Annotated in this window: 13 protein-coding genes and 2 pseudogenes; 7 read left to right on the top strand and 8 right to left on the bottom strand. The window is 70.1% G+C overall.

Features of this window, described 5'->3' with window-relative positions; translation table 11 throughout:
- Positions 1–59 precede the first annotated feature (59 nt).
- The 4 genes from JIG36_RS23065 to JIG36_RS23050 all read left to right on the top strand — a co-directional run bounded on the left by JIG36_RS23065 (position 60) and on the right by JIG36_RS23050 (position 2,726).
- The gene (locus JIG36_RS23065; RefSeq protein ID WP_203378447.1) at positions 60–980 is read left to right on the top strand and encodes a helix-turn-helix domain-containing protein; all 921 of its coding nucleotides are present in this window, start codon (positions 60–62) and stop codon (positions 978–980) included.
- A gap of 50 nt (positions 981–1,030) precedes the next feature.
- Positions 1,031–1,528 carry an N-acetyltransferase gene (locus JIG36_RS23060; protein ID WP_236048096.1) on the top strand — a complete coding sequence of 166 codons (498 nt, stop codon included), beginning with the start codon at positions 1,031–1,033 and terminating at the stop codon, positions 1,526–1,528.
- Positions 1,529–1,656: 128 nt separating this feature from the next.
- The gene (locus JIG36_RS23055; RefSeq protein WP_203378445.1) at positions 1,657–2,292 is read left to right on the top strand and encodes a TetR/AcrR family transcriptional regulator; all 636 of its coding nucleotides are present in this window, start codon (positions 1,657–1,659) and stop codon (positions 2,290–2,292) included.
- Positions 2,289–2,726, top strand: coding sequence for an acyl-CoA thioesterase (locus JIG36_RS23050; protein ID WP_203378444.1), 438 nt, complete (start codon positions 2,289–2,291; stop codon positions 2,724–2,726). The genes JIG36_RS23055 and JIG36_RS23050 overlap by 4 nt, the downstream gene beginning before the upstream one ends.
- An 11-nt stretch (positions 2,727–2,737) precedes the next feature.
- Here the strand turns inward: JIG36_RS23050 and JIG36_RS52105 are convergent, their stop codons facing one another.
- The 4 genes and pseudogenes from JIG36_RS52105 to JIG36_RS54140 all read right to left on the bottom strand — a co-directional run bounded on the left by JIG36_RS52105 (position 2,738) and on the right by JIG36_RS54140 (position 8,849).
- Positions 2,738–3,076, bottom strand: a complete 339-nt coding sequence (locus JIG36_RS52105) for a PAS domain-containing protein (RefSeq protein WP_307872868.1) — start codon at positions 3,074–3,076, stop codon at positions 2,738–2,740.
- Between the two features lie 123 nt (positions 3,077–3,199).
- Positions 3,200–3,418 (bottom strand): annotated as a pseudogene (locus JIG36_RS54665) (hypothetical protein); the annotation flags it as partial.
- Between the two features lie 233 nt (positions 3,419–3,651).
- Positions 3,652–6,438 (bottom strand): annotated as a pseudogene (locus JIG36_RS52100) (chemotaxis protein CheB); the annotation flags it as partial.
- Positions 6,439–6,521: 83 nt separating this feature from the next.
- Complete coding sequence (locus JIG36_RS54140) at positions 6,522–8,849, bottom strand: putative bifunctional diguanylate cyclase/phosphodiesterase (protein ID WP_203378442.1); 2,328 nt, start codon at positions 8,847–8,849, stop codon at positions 6,522–6,524.
- 161 nt (positions 8,850–9,010) lie between these two features.
- Here JIG36_RS54140 and JIG36_RS23020 point away from each other — a divergent pair, with 161 nt between their 5' ends.
- Complete coding sequence (locus JIG36_RS23020; protein WP_203378441.1) at positions 9,011–10,648, top strand: glycoside hydrolase family 43 protein; 1,638 nt, start codon at positions 9,011–9,013, stop codon at positions 10,646–10,648.
- A 107-nt stretch (positions 10,649–10,755) separates the two neighbouring features.
- Here JIG36_RS23020 and JIG36_RS23015 read toward each other — a convergent pair whose 3' ends face one another.
- The 4 genes from JIG36_RS23015 to JIG36_RS54135 form a co-directional block, all read right to left on the bottom strand.
- Positions 10,756–11,868 carry a hypothetical protein gene (locus JIG36_RS23015; protein WP_203378440.1) on the bottom strand — a complete coding sequence of 371 codons (1,113 nt, stop codon included), beginning with the start codon at positions 11,866–11,868 and terminating at the stop codon, positions 10,756–10,758.
- A gap of 2 nt (positions 11,869–11,870) precedes the next feature.
- Positions 11,871–12,401 carry an RNA polymerase sigma factor gene (locus tag JIG36_RS23010; protein WP_307872867.1) on the bottom strand — a complete coding sequence of 177 codons (531 nt, stop codon included), beginning with the start codon at positions 12,399–12,401 and terminating at the stop codon, positions 11,871–11,873.
- Positions 12,402–12,548: 147 nt separating this feature from the next.
- On the bottom strand, positions 12,549–14,273 hold the full coding sequence (locus tag JIG36_RS23005; protein ID WP_203378439.1) for a sodium:solute symporter family protein: 1,725 nt from the start codon (positions 14,271–14,273) through the stop codon (positions 12,549–12,551).
- A complete protein-coding gene (locus JIG36_RS54135) occupies positions 14,270–14,608 on the bottom strand; it encodes a DUF3311 domain-containing protein (protein ID WP_307872866.1) in 339 nt (112 codons plus the stop codon). The genes JIG36_RS23005 and JIG36_RS54135 overlap by 4 nt, the downstream gene beginning before the upstream one ends.
- A 1,168-nt stretch (positions 14,609–15,776) precedes the next feature.
- Between JIG36_RS54135 and JIG36_RS22995 the strand changes: the two genes are divergently transcribed.
- Together JIG36_RS22995 and JIG36_RS22990 are read left to right on the top strand one after the other, a co-directional pair.
- Positions 15,777–17,000 carry a CobW family GTP-binding protein gene (locus JIG36_RS22995; protein ID WP_236048094.1) on the top strand — a complete coding sequence of 408 codons (1,224 nt, stop codon included), beginning with the start codon at positions 15,777–15,779 and terminating at the stop codon, positions 16,998–17,000.
- A 257-nt stretch (positions 17,001–17,257) separates the two neighbouring features.
- Entirely contained in the window at positions 17,258–18,613 is a 1,356-nt protein-coding gene (locus JIG36_RS22990) for a cellulase family glycosylhydrolase (protein WP_203378437.1), read from the top strand.
- Positions 18,614–18,892 lie beyond the last annotated feature (279 nt).

The following is an 18,892-nucleotide window of genomic DNA, read 5'->3' as shown; positions in this document are numbered from 1 at the left end:
AGCGTGAGTAAAGAGGGCCCAGAATTGATCACGTCGTCAGATGCGTCGGGGTAAAGCGGATGTCCTCAGGCCAGCGCAGCGTTGCTTTTCAGACAGTCCTCGCCAATCTGCTGAACACGCCGGCGGAAGCCGGGCACAGAAAAAAGCTGGCCCGCGCGATCGGCAAGAACGAGGCGACGATCTCGCATTACCTGCGCGGGCGGATCAAACCGAGCTTCGAGGTGCTGCTGGCGATCGCCGAGTACTTCAACGTGAGCCTCGACTATCTGGTCTTCGGCGAGCGCCCGGCCACTCCCGACCAGGACGACCAGGCCGGGATGCGGGCGCACATCCGCCGGGCCGTGGTCGAGGCGAGCGATCTGCGCGGCCGCCAGCTCGACATGGTGGCCCGCATCTCGCGGCGGCTGCAGACGCACATCGACGTGGCCGCCCGCGAGCTGGTCGAGAACCGGGACACGCTGGGACCGGTCGGCTTCGTGACGGATGCCGAGGCGATCGGCATGGAGGCGTGCATAACCCGGATGCGCATCATGACGGCCCTGTTCCAGTCGGACACCAACGACGGTGAACCGGGTGCGTTCTTCGAGGTGGTGGCCGAGAACCTGCGGATGGGCCGCCCCTATCAATACCTGCTCTACGGCGAGCGGGCCCAGTGGCTGCCGCAGGTCGCGGAGTTCCGCGAGCTGATCCAGGACTCCGAGGTGCCGATGGAGCTGGCACAGGAGAACCTGCAGTTCCGCTGGCTGCCCGAGGAACTCGTGACGTCGGTCTGCATTCTCGACCTCGACATGCAGCTGCTGGAACGACGCGAACCGATTCTGCTCGAGCGGCACCGCGACAACATCTCGCCGGAAGGGGTGTGGGCCTATCTGTCGATCGAACGGGCCGACGCCCAGGGCGGGGTCGCCATCGAACCGCTCTACCGGGAGTCGACGTTGCGGCAATTCACGCGTGACTGGCGGATCGCCAAGCCCCTTTGATCATCCTGCGGTGGCATCGCCTCCTGGGGCGTTCCCAAGCGTTATGCTCCGTGCAGCGCTTCCTAGACGTGGGGACGACAGACATGGCTTCCGCAACCGCATCGAAGCCGGCCTTCGTGCCGGACGACTTTCGTGTTCCGGTCGAGCTCGCGGTGCTTGATCAATTTCACCTGAAGCAGATCACCCACCTCTGGAACGACGTCGACTATGCGGCGTGGAAGTCGAGCATGAGCCACATCCGGGAAACGCCCGGCTTCGAGACCTATCCGTGGCCGTTCGACATGACCCTCGAACAGAACGAGCAGGACCTTCGCAAGCACGAGAAGGATTTCGCCAATCGCGAGGGTTTCACCTATTCCGTGTTCGTCGGCTCCGAACTGGCCGGTTGTGTTTACATCTATCCGTCCCGGACGCCCGGCGTGGCCGATGTGCGCTCCTGGGTCAGCGCCGGCCACGCCGCCCTCGATCAGCCGCTCTACCGCGCGGTCAGCCAGTGGCTGGCCGAGGTCTGGCCGTTCGACGGCGTGAACTATTCGAAGCGCGGCTGACGGCGCGGCACCAGCGTGACGAGGCCGAGGATGCCGCGGTAGCCGCGCAGCCAACGGGAACGATCCGCGTGGTCCAGCCGACACGACACAATATTTACGAACGGTCGGTCGTTTAGTAGGGTCGGGTCATGACCCAGGACGGCCGGCTGGTTCGAGGCGAGCGCACCCGCGTCGCCGTGCTCGACCGGGCCCTGCAGCTGGCGACGGCGGCCGGGCTCGACGGGCTCTCGCTGAGCCAGGTCGCCGACTCGCTCGGGGTGAGCAAGTCGGGTCTGTTCGCGCACTGGCGGTCCAAGGAGGCGCTCCAGCTGGCGGTGATCGAACACGCCCGCGCGCAGTGGACCGACGAGGTGATCCGGCCCGCGTTGGCGGAACCTCGCGGCGTACGGCGGCTGTGGGCGGTGCACAACCGGCGGCTCGACTTCTACGAGTCCGGTGCGCTGCCCGGCCGGTGCTTCTTCGCGAACGCGCACTTCGAGTTCAACGCCCGCCCCGGCGCCGTGCATGACCGGCTGGCGGCCGAGCTGCGCGAGTGGATGGGGTTCCTGACCGGCCTGGCCACCGACGCCGTGGCCAACGGCGAGTTGCGGGCCGGAACCGATGCGGGCGACATCGCTTACGAAACCGAATCTCTGGGTGTGTGCGCCGTGATGCAGGCCCCGGTGCTGGGCCCCGGCGTCACGTTCGGCCACGCCCGCCGAGCGCTGCTCGACCATCTGAGAGCCGTCATGACCGACCCGACGATCCTTCCGGAGACCCGATGACCACCGCAGTCCACAGCCACGGCGCCGTTGTCCCGCAGTCCGTGCACTTCGACGACCTGGACGCCATGGGCGTTCTCCACAACTCGCGATACGCCGTGCTCGTGGAGCGGGCGATCGTCGTGTGGTGGGCCGAGCGCGGCGTGTCGTTCACCGGCGGCCGTCCGACCACGCCCGACGCCTTCAACGTGGTCCGCGAATACCAGATCACGTTCCACCGCCCGATCCGTGGCACCGGCGAGATCGACGTCCGCTTCTGGCTCGACCGCATGGGCACGACCAGCGCCGACTACGGCTTCCAGGTGACGTCGGCCGACGCCGAGATCGTCTATGCCGAGGGCCGCCGCATCAACGTCCGCCTCGACCCGGCCACCATGCGCCCGGTCCCGTGGACGGAGAACGGCCGGGCCATCGCCTCGACTCTCCTGCGCGACTGAAACCCCGGGCGCTATCGACGACGATCGGTGACGTCCACCGAGACACCGACGTGGCCCAGGTACGCTCCGTCCACACCGAACAGCGGCGACGCGTAGTGGTCGAACGTGCACCAGACACCGTCCCGGCGGCGCATCCGGTTCCGGCCGTGCCAGTCCGTCCGGTCGCGTACGGCCCGGAAGTAGTCCGCGCTGTAGGCCTCGGCCTCGTCCGGGTGCACAAGTGACTGCCAGCGTTCGCCGCTCGCCTCGGCGTCGGTCAGGCCGGTGTAGTCGCGGAAGGACCGGTTGACGAAGACGCTGCGGCCGTCGGCGTCGTTCTGCCAGATCAGGGCGGGGACGGCATCGGCCACGGTACGGAAGCGTTGCTCGGACTGGCGCAGCTCGTGCTCGGCCCGGACCCGCTCGACGTGGGCCCACGTCCGTTCGGCCGTTTCCTCGACGAGCGCGATCTCCTCGTCGGTCCAGTTCCGGGGCTCGGCGCTGGTGATCCCCAGAGCCGCCACGCACACCCCGGAGCGCATGTTCGGTGCCGCCACAGCCGATCGCACCGACAGAGCGGCCCAGGAAGCGGCGGCCTCGGGATCGAGGTCGGCGGCGTCACGCACGACCAGGGGCCGGCCGGTTCGGTGTGACTCCTCGACGAGCTCGTCGTCGTATTCCGCCAGCTTGTAGGTGCCGGCCAGAGACGGCAACCCGTCGGTGTAGTTGCGATGGATGGTGAACGTGCCGGCGGCGGCGTCGAACTCCTGGTAATAGGCACGGCTCGCGCCGAGGTGCTGCCGAGGACGGCAGCCGCGCGGGCCTGGACCTCCACCGGGTCGGTCAGGGTCCGGAGCGTATCGGTCAGGGCGACCCGGAACGCGTCGAGCTCGCCCTTCCGCCGCCGCATCACCGTCAGCTCCAGCTGGGCGCCGATGCGGGCGACAAGTTCGCGGGCCGAGAACGGCTTGACGATGTAGTCGTCCGCGCCGGCGAGCAGCCCCTCGATGCCGGCCTCCTCCCCGGCCCGGGCGGTGACGAGGACGACGGGCACGTTGGCGAGCACGCTGTCGGCGCGCAGGGCGGAGAGCAGCGCGAAGCCGTCCATCCCGGGCATCATCACGTCGCTGAGCACCAGGTCGGGCGGGTCACGCCGGGCCAGCTGGAGTGCGTCGCCGCCGTCGCGGGCCAGCCCGACCGTCCAGCGGGGGGCCAGCAACCGTTGCAGATAGTTACGCATGTCGTGGTTGTCGTCGACGACCAGGATCCGGGCGCCCGGCACGTGCGAGTTCGGAGAATCGTCCAGGTCCCACACGCGCCCGTCATCGCCGGCGCTGTCCCAGTGGGCCGCCTCCTCGGCCAGGCCGGCGGCGACGGCCGAGGTGACCGCGGCCGGCGGCGTGTCCTCACCCTTCGGGGCCGACCGCCGCCGGCCGAGCGGGATCCAGATGGTGATCGTTGTCCCGGACCCGACCGAGCTCGCGGCCCGCACGCGACCGTGATGGCGGCGCACCAACTCCTCGACCAGGGCCAACCCGATCCCGACCCCTTCCTGCGTACGGCCTCGGACGTCGTGCACCCGGTGGAAGCGTTTGAAGATGTAGGGCAGCTCGTTCTCGGGGATCCCCACGCCGGTGTCACGCACCACCAGTTCGGCGTGTTTGGGCAGGCCGCGCAGTTCCACGTCGATCGAGCCCTTGAGCGTGTACTTCAACGCGTTCGAGAGCAGGTTGGCGAGGATCTTCTCCCACATCTCGGGGTCGACCCACACGGGCTGGCCGACCGGCTCGATCGCCGTCCGCATGGTCAGACCGGCCCGGGCCACCGCGCTGTCGAACTGGGCCACGATCTCGCGGGTCCGGGCGGCCAGGTCCGTGGGTTCCAGGTGGGCCCGCAACCGGCCCTCCTCCACCTGTGAAAAGTCGAGGAGGGCGCCGGTCAGCCGCAGCAGCCGCCGGGCGTTGCGCCGCGCCACCTCGAGTTCGGACACGAGACTGTCCGGAAGCGGTTCCGCCCCTTCGAGCGCCGCGTCGAGCGGTCCGAGCATCAGCGTCAGCGGCGTGCGGAACTCGTGCGAGACGTTCGAGAAGAACTCGGTCTTCGCCCGGTCGAGCTCGGCCAGCCGCGCCAGCCGCTCCCGTTCCCGCTGGCGGGCGTGCGCCTCGGCCAGCCGGGCGGCGACGGCGGCGGCCACGAGCGCGAGAAATTCCTGATAGCGGTCGTCGAAGGAGAGGAACGGGTCGGCACCGACGATGAGCAGGCCGGCGATCCGGTCGTCGGCGTCGTCCCGCAGAGGGTGCACCACGGCGCGGTGCGGCATCAGCCGGTCGGCGCCCGCGAGATGTCCCCGGAACCGGACGCTGATGTCTTCCACGACCACGGGGAGACCGGTCGTCACGGCCGCGTGTACGGGCCAGACCTCGTCCTGTGTCACGTACAGCTCGCGCGGGGCCATCGTCCCGCCCGCTTCGACGCCGGTCGCCGCCACCAGCCCGGCCCGCCGGGCCTGCGTGTCGAGCAGGTAGGCCATGGCGAACGGCACGTCGGCCGCCTCGCTCAGGACCTCGACGGCGGCGCCGAGCGCTTCCCAGCGGTTGTTCGTCCGCTCCTTGGGGCCCAGCGCGTTGAGCGTCGTCAGCCGGCGCGCCGAGAGGATTTCGGCCGTACGTTCGTGGGCGACCCGGATGACCCCGACGACCCGCCCGCTCTCGTCCTTGATCGGGGTGTCGGTGATGTCGGTCCACATGTCCTGCAGGCGCCCGTCCCGCACATATCGGAACGGCACGGCGGCGTAGCGGGCGGAGTTCCCCTGTTGCGCGCGTTCGAGCGCCGGCTCGACCTGCTCCCAGACGTCTGCGAACGTCTCGCGGTAGGGCTGGGCGAACGCGGTCCGTTCGCGGCCGCCGAGGACCGTCAACGCGGCGTCGTTGGTGAAGAAGAGCAGGTCGTCACCCCACCACAGGTTGGCCACGTCGGGGCAGGCCATGACGATGCCGACCGCGGTCCGGAGCACGGGTGACCAGCCCGAGACGCGCCCGACCGGCGTACGGCTCCAATCGATCTCGGCTGCCATCGAGGCGGTCACCCCTTCGCTGCCGAAGACGTCCCGGATCGCCTGGGCCTCGGTGGCGGGCACGGGAAGCCGCCGGCCCAGGACGGCGTCGACCAGCGCGGCGCCGATCTCGTGCAGCGGCAGCACGAGATCGATGCCGCCGGCGTCGACCGCCGCCTGCGGCATGGCCGGGTGGTCGGCGGTGTCCGGGCTCTGCGCGATGACCAGGCCCCCCGCGTCGTGCAGGGCCTTTGCTCCGTGCGCGCCGTCCTTGCCCATTCCGGTCAGAACGACGCCCACGGCATTCTCGCCCACGCACTCGGCCAGGGAGAGCAGCACGGCATCAAGCGGTCGTTCGTCGACGGCACCGTCGCGGGACGTCACCGAGCAGGTCAGGTCGGGCAGCACCTCCAGACGTGACCGGGGCGGGCACACCGTCACGCAGGCGGGAGCCAGGGGCGCGCCGGGCTGCGCCCAGGCCACGGGCAGGCGGGTGCGGCGGGCCAGGATCTCCACCAGCACGCTTCCCTGACCGCCGAGGTGCTGGACCACCAGCACGGCCGCGGGCAGATCTTCCGGCAGGATCCGCAGGACGGCGCTGACCGCGGCCAGGCCCCCGGCCGACGTCACGATGGCGATGACCTTCGTGTGCCCGGTGTTGTCCTCGTGCGACGCCGACATCACCCCACCCCCGGTCAGCGGGCACCGGCCCGAAGCCCGCATCACCTCACAGCCTAGTCGCGATGGCGAGCGGAAAGCGGTGCTCAGGCGGGAAGGCGGGCGTGGCCGCTCAACCACGCCGAGGCGATCTCGGCGGCCGGCAACGGGCGCGCGAACAGGAATCCCTGGCCGTAGCGGTAACCGAGGTCCTGCAGAACGACGCGCTGCTCGGCCGTCTCGATGCCCTCGGCCACCGAGGCCAGCTCGAGCGCGGCGGCCATCTGGCTCACCGCGTTGGCGACCGCCGCCTGACGGCCGACGGTGGTGATCGACTCGACGAACGAGCGGTCCAGCTTGAGCGATGTGACCGGCGTGGTCAGCAGCAGGCCCAGCGACGACGCGGCGGTGCCGAAGTCGTCCAGCGACAGCCGTACGCCGTGGCCGCGCAGGTCGAACAGGACCTCGGTGGACTCCTCGTCGTCGAAGACGGCCGTCTCGGTCACCTCGATGTTCAGGTGCGACGGCGGCAGGCCGGTCTCGGTCAGCACCGCGTCCACCTCGGCCACGAAGCCGGGCTCGCGTAGCTGGCGGCCGGCGACGTTGACGCCCACCCGCAGCTCGGCCGCGGCCGGGAACGAACGCCGCCACTCCGCCGCCTGCCGGCAGGCCTCGCGCAACGCCCAGCGGCCGACGGCGACGATCTGGCCCGTACGCTCGGCGACCGGAATGAACTCACCCGGCGTGACCAGACCCCGGGTCGGGTGGTTCCACCGGATCAGAGACTCGACCCCGGTCAGCACACCGTCCGAGAGCCGTACGATCGGCTGGTAGAGCAGCGTGAACTCGCCGCGCTCGACGGCCTGGGCCATCTCCCGGCTGAGCCGGGCCTCGGCGCTGATCCGGGCGCCCATCGCGTCGGTGTACTCGACCCACATGCTCTTGCCGCGCCGCTTCGCCTCGTACATGGCGATGTCGGCGTTGCTCAGCAGCACCGACTGGTCGTCGCCGGGACGGGAGCGGGCCACGCCGACGCTGGCCCGGGTGACCAGCACGTGTCCGCGGACGTCCATGGGTTCGGTGAGCCGGCGCTGGATGTCGTCGGCGACCCACCCGGCCGCGGCGGCGTCGGCGCCGGGCAGCAGGATCGCGAACTCGTCGCCGCCCAGACGGGCGACGACGTCACCGGTACGGACCGCGTCGCGCAGTCGCTCGGAAACGCTCACGAGCAGCGCGTCGCCGGCCGCGTGGCCCAGCGTGTCGTTGACCGTCTTGAAGTCGTCCAGATCGATCAGCAGCACCGACACACCGTCGGCGGCGGACATCTCCTCGTCGAGCAGAGCGGCGAACCGGGTGCGGTTGGCGAGCCCGGTGAGCCCGTCGGTCGAAGCCTGCGCGAGCAGCTGAGCCTCGTGGCCGCGCACCTCGTCCAAGGCCACGTCGAGCCGGTCGATGAGCTGCATGTTGTCGTGGAACGCGACGAGTTGCCGGCCGGCGACCAGGCAGCTGATCACGACCACGCCGATGGCCGCACCCCACAGCTGGGACGACGCCTGGTCGGGCAGCATCGCGAAGAAGATCACGAAGGTCAGCCCGATCATCCCGTACGGGAGAAGGCTGTACGGACGACGCTTGGTGGCGCGGTAGGTCCGTCCGCTGCGCAGCACACCGGCCTGGACCCACGGCCCCACGGCGATCAGCAGCGACGGCACGAGACGGATCGTGAAGACGTACGGGTGGGAAGCCTCTTGGAAGTCACCCGGCAGGAAGGTGCTGATGCCCTGCATACTGGCCGCCGCGACCATGGGCCAGGCGGCGATCCGGGCCATCGGCGGCGCCTTGATGAGCGCGACCTTGGTGGCCGAGAACGCGGCCACGACCACCAGCGCCGCGGTCAGGCTCGCGGTGAGCCGGTCGGAGTGCGCGCCGCCGAGCGGATTGACCGCGAAACACCACGCGGTGACGCCGCCGCCGACGATGACCGTGGTGGCGTCGAGCCAGAAGATCGACTTCTCGCGGCGGGTCGACAGGCCCTGCGGGAAGATCAGGCAGGCGATCACGTTGCTGCTCATGCCGACGGCGAAGAACGCGGTCTGCACGAGTCCGCCGTTCATCGACGGACTGTCCGTATGCACGAAGGTGAGCACCGTCTGCACGGCGTCGCCGACCGCGAAGCAGCTGCCGGCGAAGGCGAGAATCGTCCAGAACGTCCGGAACCGCCGCGGCGAGATCTCCCGGATACGCCACGCGCCCAGCGCCAGCGCGGCGTCGAGCGGCACCTGGAACGCCCAGTAGACCTGCACCTGGCGTACGGAATCGCCGTCGAAGACGAAGAAAAGCGCGCAACCGAGCAAGGTGAGCGCAACCGAAACGCGCAGGGCGGTGTCCCGCCACAGCAGGTCGATCAGCCGCGCGCCGCGCTGCTCAGTCCGCACCTGTCCTCCCGTCGTCACCGGGAGGTCTCATCGGCCACCGGACGGCCGATCCGAGGTTTACCGGTGCGATTGATCAGGGGTGGCATCACGGCGCCGCCCCGTACGGACGGAACTTGCGATAGTCTCCGGAACTTACGGGCACCAGTCGGGAGGGCCGTCGGTTGACGAGTGTCGAGGTCTCGGTGCGGGAGATCAGCAATCCGGTGCTGCCGGGCTTCCACCCCGACCCGTCGATCCTGCGGGTGGGCAGCGACTACTACATCGCCACCTCGACGTTCGAGTGGTATCCGGGCGTACGGGTGCATCACTCGATTGATCTCGTCGACTGGACGCCGCTCGGCGGTGCGCTCACCGAGAAACGCCTGCTCGACCTGGTCGGCACGGGCGACTCGAACGGGGTGTGGGCGCCCAACCTCTCGTACGCGGACGGGCAGTTCCACCTGCTCTACTCCGACGTGGCGACCTTCGCCGGCGGTTACTGGGATCCGCAGAACTTCCTGGTCACCGGGCCGACACCGATCGGGCCGTGGTCCGGTCCGGTGGTGCTGCACGGCCGCGGCTTCGACGCGTCGCTGTTCCACGACGTCGACGGCACGACCTGGATGCTGTCGATGGTGGCGGACTGGCGGCCCGGCCGGAACCGGTTCGCCGGCATCTCGATCCAGCAGTACGACCGGCAGGCCCGCGCGCTGGTCGGACCGGAGCACATGATCTTCACCGGCACCGCGGCGGCCGTCACCGAGGCGCCCAACCTCTATCGCAAGGACGGCTGGTACTACCTGGTCACCGCCGAGGGCGGCACGAGCTGGGAGCACCAGGTCACCGTCGCGCGCTCGGCACACCTGCTCGGGCCCTACCTGGCCGACCCGTCCGGCCCGCTGCTGACGTCGGCCGGCGACCCGTCGCTGGCGTTGCAGAAGGCCGGGCACGGCAGCCTGGTCGAGACGCCGGACGGGCAGTGGTATCTCGCGCACCTGGTCGGGCGGCCCTATTCGCCGCTCGGGCGCTGCGTGCTCGGCCGCGAGACGGCGCTGCAGGAGGTGACCTGGACCGATTCCGGCTGGCCGCGGATCGCTGGGGGCGTGCCGGCGTCCGCGCTGCCCGCGCCACGCTTCATTTCGCCGGTCCCGTCGGCGCCGCCCTCGCTTTCCGAGGACGACCCCTTCGACAGCCCCGAACTGGGGGTCAACTGGTCGACGCTGCGGCGGCCCGCCACGCCCGACTGGGTGTCACTTTCGGCGCGCCCGTCCCACCTGCGCATCCACGGCGGACTGTCGCCGATGGGCCGCCACCGGCCCAGCCTGGTGGCGCGGCGGGTGGTGGCGACCGACTGCACGTTCGAGGCGACCATGGAATTCGAGCCCCGCAACTATCGGCAGCTGGCCGGGATAACCGCCTACTACAGCACGCGCAACTGGTACTACCTGCACGTCACCGCCGACGATGACGGTCAACCGGTGATCGATCTGCTCGCCTGCGACAGCGGTCAGGTCACGGTGGTCCCAGGCGTCCGGACGCCGATCCTCTCCCCCGGCCCGGTCCGGCTCCGGTTGCGCTTCGAGGGCCCGTCGCTCACTTTCGCGTACGCCTTCCCGGGCGCGACCTGGCAGTCGGCCGGCCCGGTGCTCGACGCCACGACGCTGTCCGACGAGTACGCGGCTCGGGTCGTCAACGGCGAGCCGGCCGCCTGGGGTTTCACCGGCGCGTTCGTCGGCCTGTGGGTGCAGGACCTCGGCCGCGAGGGCGCGTACGCCGACTTCGACGACGCTTCCTACCGCGTGGTCAGCGGTTCGAAGTAGCCGGCGGTTGATCGGCATCGGGACCGCTGGGGCCATCATCCGCGGCGTGCTGGTGCCGGCCCTGATGCGCCTGGGCGGCCGAGCCATGTGGTGGGCGCCACGACCGCTCAGGTGGCAACCGTGAACGGCCGCAGAACGTGCACTCCCGGCCCGCTCGGAACGGACACCACGAGCAGATTCCGCTCATCCGTCCAGGCCATGTTGACGGTCGCCCGGCCCGGCTTGTCACCCGCCGACGACCCGGGCTCGTTGCCCGCCGACGTGACCGCGCGGTCGGCGAGGGTTCGCCCGTCCTCGGTGTTGAACACGGCGACGCGTACGAGGCCCTTCTGGTCCTGATAAGTCACGGCGAGGCGCCCGGTCGACGGCGACAAGCGCAGACCGATCACGGACCGGCAACCGAGCGAACTCAGCGGCAGCGAACGGATTCCCTGCGGCGAGGCGATGTCGTACACCATCGGCTCGCACGCACGGGCCCGCTCGGCGACGACCAGCCGGTCGCCGGTCACGTCGGACGCGTCGAGCGCGCCGGCCGGATCGGCGTCGGGCAGGTCCATCATCAGCGCCGAGATGACCAGCCTCTCCAGCCCGGTGGACAGGTCGTGCGCGAACATGCCGGTGGGGCGCCAGAGGTAGGCGAAGGTCGCGTCGGCTCCGAGCAGTTCGAGCGGCTCGGCACGGTCGACGTCCCGCTGCACGATGTCGCCGCTGGGCGACACGATCGTCAACATTGATGTCATGCCGGAGGCGCGGTCCGGGTCCGGCTCCTTGTCGCGCGGCCCGAGCGACAGCAGCCGGCCGTCGGGCAGACCGATCACCCGGTCGTCTTCGCCACCCCCGATGACCCGGTGAGTGGTCAGCGCCCCGTCCGGCGTCAGCTCGCCGGTCGCCAGGCCGCCGCGCAGCTCGACCGGATCGGGGTGGGCCGCCGTCGCGTACTGCCCCGCCGCCCCGGACAGCAGGAGCCTCTGCGTCGCCCAGTTCGTGACGGCGGGTTCGACCGGCGGCACCACCTCGGTGTGACGTCGCACGACGAGCCCGCCCCCGACGAGCCCGGCCGCAACGGCGATCGTGGTGAAGGCGGCCGCGGCCCGGCGCCGGGTGCGGCGGAGGCGGGCGCGGCGGTAGACGTCCGGCAGCTCTCCCCCGTACGGGCGGCTGCTCGCCCCCGCGGCGCGCACGGCGACGTCGATGTCGCGCGGAATCTGGTCCATGCTCATGGTCACTCCTCGGTGCTCAGCTCGGAGCGGAGGGCGGCGAGGCCCCGCGACAGGCGGCTCTTGACGGTTCCTTCGCTCAGCCCGAGCGCGTCGGCCGTCTCGGCAGTGGTCAGGTCGAGCAGAATGCGGCAGGTGATGACCGCCCGTTGCGGCAACGGGAGCGCGGCGAGTGCGAGCAGCGTGCCGTCGGGGATCGTGTCGCGGGACGGGTGCTCGGAGGCGGCATCCGGCGGCGCCTCGCGGCGGAGTTTGCGCCACCACGAGGTCGCCCAGTTCAGCCCGACCCGGAACACCCAGCCGGCCGGGTTGTCGAGCGTGCCCACGGTCGCCCACTTCGCATAGGCGCGGGCCATCGCCTCGTCGACCGCCTCGTGTGCGAACTCGTCACGCCGCAACGTCACCGCGAGGGCGCGATAAATCCGGTCGACGTTCGCGCGGTAGAACGCCTCGAACCCGTCCGTCTCACCCGGGGTGAGCAGAACGGGCCGGGAGGACGTCGTCGGAACCACCATGCCCGATACACGCGACAGCACGATGCGAGGTTCCCAGACGCGCGCACTTTTCTTCGAAACGCGCACGTCCGTTCGAGTTCACGTCCCGCTCGCGCGCAGCAAACGCGCACCTCGCTCACGCCCACGCGACGCAGATACGCGCACCCGCTCGGCGCTACGCGTACCGGCTCACAGGCGTGGATAGGCGCGGCGGGACTGGTCGTCGTCCGGTGGTGCCGCTCGGGGGTCGCCCTGTGCTCGCGGGCCGACGGGTGTGAAGAACGAGACCGGCTTCTCCTCCGGGAGCGGGTCGCCGTCGATGATCTCGGTCATCCGCCGTACGGTGGGATCGCCTTCGTCGGCTATGTAGTCGTGTTCGCGCGTCAGGTCGACGCCGGCCGGAATGTCCAGGGCCCGGAACACGGGCGTGGCCGCGACCGCGATCAGCAGGTTGACGGCCAGCGCGACGATACCGACGTAGATGGTCGCCTGGGTGTTGAGCCCGAGGTTGTCCAGGGGCCAGGCCGAACCGCCGAAGTGCTCCCGGATGACCTGCCGGCCGTCGGCGCCGCCCAGCTTCGGCACCTGCCACAGCATGAAGACCCCGAGCACGAGACCCGCGCCCATGCCGCAGCCGAGCGCCCAGCGGTGGAACCAGTTCGTGTAGAGCCCGAGCGCGACCGCCGGCAACGTCTGCATGATGACCACGCCGCCGATCAGCTGCAGATCGATCGCGAACTGCGTGTTCAGGAGCAGCAGGATGAGCAACGCGCCGAACTTGACGGTGAGCGAAACCGACTTGCTGACGTACGTCTCCTCGCGCGCCGAAGCCTGTGGACGCAGATAGACACGGTAGATGTCGCGGGTGAACAGGTTCGCGGCGGCGATCGACATGATGGCGGCCGGCACCATCGCGCCCACCCCGATCGCGGCGAACGCCAGGCCCGCGCTCCAGGCCGGCGCGTTCTCGTTGAACCACTGCGGCACCACGGTGTTCGCATTGCCCCCGACCGGCGTGACCCCGTCGTAGAGCGCGGCGAAACCGACCAGCATGAGCACGCCGAGCGTGAGCGTGTAGATCGGCAGGACGGCCAGGTTGCGGCGCAGCGTCCCGCGGTTGCGCGAAGCGAGCACTCCGGTGAGCGTATGGGGATAGAGGAACAGGGCCACGGCCGAACCGAGCGCGAGCGTGACGTAATTCAGCTGACTCTGCGCGGGCAACAACAAACCGTCGTCCGTACGCGGGGTGACCGCGTACCGGTTCTCGGCGATGCGGAAGATCGTGTCCCACTGTCCGGGTGTCATCGCCACGATCATCAGCACCGCGAGGACGGCCCAGAGGATGAGCGCGTCCTTGACGATCGACACGAGCGCCGGTCCGCGCAGTCCGGAGTTGAACGTGTAGAGCGCCAGCACGAAGAAAGCGAGCGTCAACGGCCAGCCCTTGGGCAGGCCCATCACCTCGAACACGGCCTCCATGCCGATCAACTGCAGCGCGATGTACGGCATGGTGGCGACGATGCCGAGCACGGCGACCGCGGTTCCGATGCCTTTCGAGCCGAAACGCGCACGAACGAACTCGGCCGGCGTGACAAAACCGTGCACGTGGCAGACCGACCAGAACCGCGCGAGCACCACGAACAGCATCGGGTAGACGATCACCAGGAACGGCACCGGGAAGAACCCCGCGGCGCCCATGCCGTAGACGAGCGTGGGCACGGCGACGAACGTGTACGCGGTGTAGACGTCGCCGCTGAGCAGAAAGAACGTGACCCAGTTGCCGAACGCGCGCCCGCCCAGCCCCCACTCCTCGAGCGTGTGGATGGAGTCGGGCCGCCGCCACCGGGCCGCGGCGAAGCCCATGACGGCCACCGCGCCGAAGACCGCCACGAAGACGGTCAGCTGGGTACTCATCCGACCTTCTTGTGGACGAACGCGATGACGCCGCTGGCCAGGAACGCGAACCCGAGCTGGCACCAGTAGAAGAACGGCATCCCGAGCAGCGTGGGATCGACACGGTTGTAGATGACCGGCATGAGGGGCAGCACGATCGGAACGAGGAGCAGCCAGTGCCACCGGCTCTTGTCGGCCCGCCCCTCGCCGAGGGTGGTCCGCCGTGGGAGCCGGTCACGCACGGTGGGCCACTCCCCGCTGCGGTGCCGCGCGATGGGCCGATCGGTTGCCCACGACGAGGTCCGCTCGCCGGCGGTCGTCGCCTGGTCCGTTCGGTCCTCGATGGGTGGCGCCACCGGTTGCCCCGTCGCCCACGGCGCGGGCCGGGCCTCAGGCCATTGCGCGGGCGGGGTTCCCGGCGATGGCAGGGAACGGGTTTCGGCCCATCGGGTCGAGCCGGCTTCGGGCCATTGCGCGGGCCGGGCGTCGCCTTCTTGCGCGGGCCGGGCGCCGACCTCTTGAGCGGGCCAGGCACCGGCTTCTTGCGCGGGCCATGGTTCGGCTCGCGGCTTTGAGTCCTTTGTGGACTCAATGACCTTCGGCGTCGACGGTGGAGCCGAATCGGCCCGCATCCCGGCGATCCATGCTTCCCGGACGCCGGCCAGGCGGTTCGTCCGCGGGCCGGCATCCTCGACATGCTGCCCGCGGCCGTCGACCGGATGGTGCGACGCGTCGTCGGGTTGCCGGGCCCAGGCGGGCAGCGGAGGCGCATGCGGGGGCAGGGCCGGCGGTTCGGCGGATCGCAGTCCCGGCACGGCCGGCCGCGGCGCGAAGTGCGCACCCGGATAGGTCGGCGCGGATTCCCCCGCCGCCTCCGGTCCGGGCCTCGGCAAGGTGAAACGCCCGGTCGGCCCGATCGCCGGCACGCCGCCACGCGCGGTCGGCGAACCCGGCTGACGCGTGGGCCGGGCGGCCGGGGTTGAGGGTGGACGGCCGGTCTGGCCGGTCGCCGGGGCGGCCTGGCCGACGAAGCGCGGAACCGGGGCTGACGCACGGGAGACGGGTTGCGGCTCCGGCGACGGCCGGCGCGTATCGGCGAGCTGGGCTGAACGTGCGAGGTGGGTCTCGGGCCTCTGCCAACGCGGCGGCGGCCCGGAGGTTGTCTTCCACTGTGGAGCCGTCTCGGCTTCAACGGTTTCCGCGGGCGGGTTGGCAGTGGACTCGGCGCTGGTGTGCGCGGGCGGCCGGTCGGGAGGTCCGTACCGAGGGTGCACCATGGCTGCCTCCGGAGCGTGATCACGCGGTCGCTGCGCACCATGCCACGTGATCCAGATCACTCGCATCGGCCGTTCGGCTGAATAGATCTCCTTCTCATCAATTCACTGGGGACTGTCCGCAAAACGAAATCGGCACCGCGCCAGCAGCATGAAGTCACTGCACGCGGACTGCACAAACGGACACGACGCGGGCCGGATCCCGGGCGCCTACTTGCTATTGGAAATCATTTCCAACAAGATGAAGGACATGACCGATCCACGTTCTCGGGTGACTGTTCTGGCCGGGTTCTCGCCGGCCGCCACGGCCGCGGCCGCTCGCGTGCTGTTGCTGGCGGATCCGGGCCTGGTGTTGTTGAGCCACGACCTTTCCGCCGTACGGGAAGGGGTTGTTCGTCGCACTGTGCGCGACTCGGCGCGAGTGGTGGAGAACGTGGAAACGCGCCTGGTGCACGGCTGTGTGTCGTGCACGCTCCGCGAGGATGTGCTGCCGGCGCTCGTACGGCTGGCGCGGGAGCGGCCCGGGCGTGATCTGCTGCTCGCCCTCCCGCCCGCGGTGGAACCGGAAGCCCTGGCCGCGGCGTGCAACGCGTCCCCGGCCGTGAACGAGAGCGTGCGCTTCGATTCGTACGTGACCGTCGTGGAGGCGGCGAGCTTCCTCGACGATCTGGGCAGCCGGGAGCGGTTGCCCGACCGGGGTCTGCATTCGTCCGGGAACGACCGGCGACGGGTGGCCGATGTGGTCAGCCGGCAGGTCGAGTTCGCGGACACGCTGCTGGTGTGGGACCGGCCCGGCAACGACGCGTTCACGAACGGGCGTGTCGACTCGCTGCTGCACCGGCTCGCGCCGTGGGCGGCACACGTCCGGGTCGGGTCGACGCCGTCCATCGACGTGACCGGGCTCGCCGCCTCGCTGCGCCACTCCGGCCGGCACGACCCGGGCGTGCCCGGCATCCTGGGGCGGGCGATCTCCGGGTTCCCGATCGGCATCCACGACCCCGAGGGCGAGTACGGCGTCAACGCGATGCTGTTCCGCAGCCGCCGCCCGTTCCATCCGGCCCGCTTGCACGACGCGCTGGCCGAGGTCGCCGGCGGGGCGCTGCGGGGTCGTGGCCAGGCCTGGATCGCCAGCCAGCCCGACACCGTGATCGGCTGGGAGTCGGCCGGCGGCGGCATCGTGCTGGGCGGACTGGGCCGCTGGCTGGCGTCGGTGCCGGCGGAGCGCTGGCCCGAGGTCCACACCCTGCGCCGCCTGGCCGCCGACCTGGACTGGGATCCCTACTACGGGGACCGGGCGACCGCGCTCTCGTTCGTCGGCCTCGGCCTGGACGTGCCGGCCTTGACCCGGCGCCTGACGTCGTGCCTGCTCGACGACGCCGAGCTGGCCACCGGCGAGGACGGTTGGCGCGCTTTGCCCGACCCGTTCGCGGGCCTGCTGGCCCCAGCCGCCCCCACCCCCACCCCCGCCGACTGACGGCCGCCACCGTGCCCGCTCCACAGCCGGGGGCGGTTCGCAGGTTGCGGCGGTTGACGTATTGATTGATTGCGATGTAGTTCGACGGGGATTACGGTGTTGTCACCGCGACTGCGCCGGGCCACACACCGGGGCCGGCGCTGCTGCGGTAACGGCGTGATGCGCCGCACCGGCCGGGGGCACAACCCGTCACGGCCGAGGCAGGGCATGAGTGGGCGCGCTGACGGTACGTCACGTCCCCCACTTTGAGGTAGGTCATGAAGAGGAAACTCACCGTCCTCGCCACCGCTCTGCTCGCCGCCGCCGCGGCCGTCCTGTTCTTCACCGGGCCCGCCTACGCGGCCACCGGACTGCACATCGTCGGGCGCAACATCGTCGAGTCCAACGGCTCGACGTTCGTGATGCGGGGCGTCAACCATCCCCACGCCTGGTACGCCAACCGGACCGGCTCGTTCGCCGACATCAAGGCGGCCGGGGCCAACACCGTACGGGTCGTGCTCAGCGGCGGCCGCTGGACGACCAACACCGCGTCCGACGTGACGAACGTGATCTCGCTGTGCAAGCAGAACAAGATGATCTGCGTGCTCGAGAACCACGACACGACGGGATACGGCGAGGACGGCGCCGCGTACACGCTCGACCAGGCGGTGAACTACTGGATCGGCCTCAAGAGTGTGCTGGTCGGCCAGGAGGACTATGTCGTCATCAACATCGGCAACGAGCCGATCGGCAACACGAACCCCGGTCAGTGGACGGCCGCGACGGTCGCCGCCATCCAGAAAATGCGTACGAACGGCTTCGAGCACCTGTTGATGGTCGACGCGCCCAACTGGGGACAGGACTGGACGTACGTCATGCGTGACAACGGCCAGACGATCCTGGACGCCGACACGAAGAAGAACACCGTGTTGTCGATCCATATGTACGCGGTGTTCAACACGTCAAGCTCGATCGTCAACTACCTGGACACGTTCCAGAGCAAGGGCTGGCCGCTGGTCATCGGCGAGTTCGGATGGCAGTTCGCGTCGGGGGAGGTGGACGACGCGACGATCCTGTCCGAGGCCCAGAAGCGCAACCTGGGCTGGCTCGGCTGGTCCTGGTCGGGCAACACCGACCCGATCCTCGACATGACGACGAACTTCGACGCCACCCAGCTCACCACGTGGGGTCAGCGGATCGTGAACGGCGCGTACGGCCTCAAGGCCACCGCGAAGCAGGCCACGATCTTCGGCAGCACCCCGACGTCGTCGCCCACACACCCGACCGACTCGCCGTCGCCGACCCCGTCCACGACCACGCCTCCCCCGCCAACCGGGGCTTGCACGGCCACGTACGCGGTGGTCGGCCAGTGGGGCGGCGGCTTCCAGGCGGACGTCAAGGTGACCGCCGGCAGCAGCGCCATCAAGGGCTGGACGGTCAGTTGGACGTACGGTAATGGCCAAACCGTGTCGCAGGCCTGGAACGCCACCGTGACCAGCAGCGGCTCCTCGGTGACGGCCCGGAACGTGAGCTACAACGGCAGCCTGGCCGCGGGCGCGTCAGCCCAGTTCGGCTTCCTCGGTGCATGGAACGGAACGAACAGCACGCCGACGCTCACCTGCAGCGCGTCATGACGCGCGGGCGGGCCGCTCACTCCGGGTGGCCCGCCCTCTGCCGCCGGCTCAGGCCAGTTCATGCCACCGGTCGAGCCCTGAACAACATAACGTCCAAGCCTGCGCGCACCGCCGGCATCAACATGTTGACGACACCGATCAACACGACACACCACCCGCCGCATTCACTATGTTGACGACATCGATCAACCTGTACAGCATCGCCGGAATCACCCTCTCGACCACACCAGCCAACACCCGTGCAGCACCGCCGGAATCAACACGTCGACCACACCGATC

Source organism: Paractinoplanes ovalisporus, from assembly GCF_016834655.1.
Classification (GTDB): Bacteria; Actinomycetota; Actinomycetes; order Mycobacteriales; family Micromonosporaceae; genus Actinoplanes; species Actinoplanes ovalisporus.
This window is presented reverse-complemented; position numbering and strand designations above follow the sequence as displayed.